2 protein-coding genes are annotated in these 1,411 nt (G+C 70.8%); one reads left to right on the top strand and one right to left on the bottom strand.

The annotated features are described in order from the left end of the window. A partial coding sequence (locus FV222_RS26105; protein WP_147816034.1) for a hypothetical protein occupies nt 1-495 on the top strand: 495 nt, incomplete at its 5' end. 16 nt (nt 496-511) lie between these two features. Here the strand turns inward: FV222_RS26105 and FV222_RS26100 are convergent. Further along, nucleotides 512-1,195, bottom strand: a complete 684-nt coding sequence (locus tag FV222_RS26100; RefSeq protein ID WP_147754641.1) for a hemolysin III family protein — start codon at nt 1,193-1,195, stop codon at nt 512-514. Nucleotides 1,196-1,411 lie beyond the last annotated feature (216 nt).

Below are 1,411 nucleotides of genomic sequence, written 5' to 3'. Positions count from 1 at the left end.
CCGGCCGTGCAGGCGCCCGAGCCGAGCCAGCCCGCCTACGCCGGGGCCCAGATCCGTCACCGCAGCCGCCGGGCCGCCGCGCCGCGTCCGCGGATCCGCTACGCCGCCCTGCCCGCCTCCGAGCCGTTGAAGGTGCGGATCACCGATCGCCAGAAGCCGATCGACATGAAGGGCGGCGCCGTCGCCGCCCTGATGAAGGACGAGACTCTGCGCCCCGGCGACATCGTGGTCCTGAACACCGGCGCCCGCGTCTTCACCGGCGATCCCGACGCGGCGCACACGATGCGCGACTTCGTCCCGGTGGAGCGCTCGACCTACGTCGACCGCGGCACCCGCAAGCAGCTCGCCGCCCTGATGGCGCCGGCCTCGGCCTTGCCGGCCGACCAGGCCCGAAAGTTCGTCGAGCGCCTGAAGAGCACCCCCCGCACCCCCGCGACGCTCGTGCCGCAGCAGGCCTCGATGCGGATCATCAGCCCCTGGACGGTGGCGCCGTAAGGGGCCCGCTCGCCGTTCAGGTCGCCGAGGCGCCGGCGAGGCTCGCCCAGACCGTGCCGTAGTGGCAGGCGGCCGCGGCGAGCACGAAGGCGTGCCAGATGGCGTTCTGGAACGGCAGCTTGCGCCAGACGTGGAAGATGACGCCGACCGAGTAGAGCAGGCCGCCGACGGCGAGCATCCATAGGGCGGTCGGCTGCAGGGCCGAGATCACGGATTCGTAGGCGAACAGGCCGCACCAGCCGAGCAGCAGGTAGAGGCCGATCGACAGGCGGTCGAAGCGGCCGGGCAGCAGCAGCTTCACGGCGATGCCGATCCCGGCCACGATCCAGACGAAGGCGAGGAGCCCCCAGGCCATCGGCCCTGTCCCGACGAGGGCGACGAGCGGCGTGTAGGTGCCGGCGATCATCAGGTAAATCAGCGCGTGGTCGGCCCGGCGAAGCAACCATTTGCGCCGGCCGACGGGGTAGAGGTTGTAGGTCGCCGAGACCGCCAGCATCGAGACCAGTGCGGTGGCGTAGACCGCCACCGCGATCCGCTCGGATAGGCCGAGATGCTCGGTCAGCGCCATCGAGACGAGGGCGACCGCACCGGCGAGGCCGAGGAGCACGCCGAGGCCGTGGACCACCCCGTCGGCGACGATCTCGCGCGGGGTGTAGTGCCAGGTCAGACCGACCGGTCGTCCATCTTCGGCCAGGAACATCACAGCCTCCTGCAACGCGTCAAGGCTAAGCCGTTTCGATGACACTCGTTCCACCGGCAGACCACGCAGTCCCGGTCGATCGCGACTTTTCCACCGTTCAGGATCAATCTTCATCCTGAACCGGTGATGTCAGAGGTCTCCGAGGCTCCGTCAGGCCCCCCGGCCTGCGAGCGCCTCGAAGCCGAACGCCGCCACCGCCGGCCCGCTGGCGCGGGG

It is taken from the genome of Methylobacterium sp. WL103, from assembly GCF_008039885.1.
Classification (GTDB): Bacteria; Pseudomonadota; Alphaproteobacteria; order Rhizobiales; family Beijerinckiaceae; genus Methylobacterium; species Methylobacterium cerastii.
The sequence above is the reverse complement of the archived record's forward strand: the minus strand, read 5'-3'. Positions and strand labels throughout refer to the sequence as shown.

Coding starts and splice junctions, on each gene's coding strand:
- FV222_RS26100 (WP_147754641.1), bottom strand. CDS start 1,195: ATGTTCCTGGCCGAAGATGGACGACCGGTCGGTCTGACCTGGCACTAC.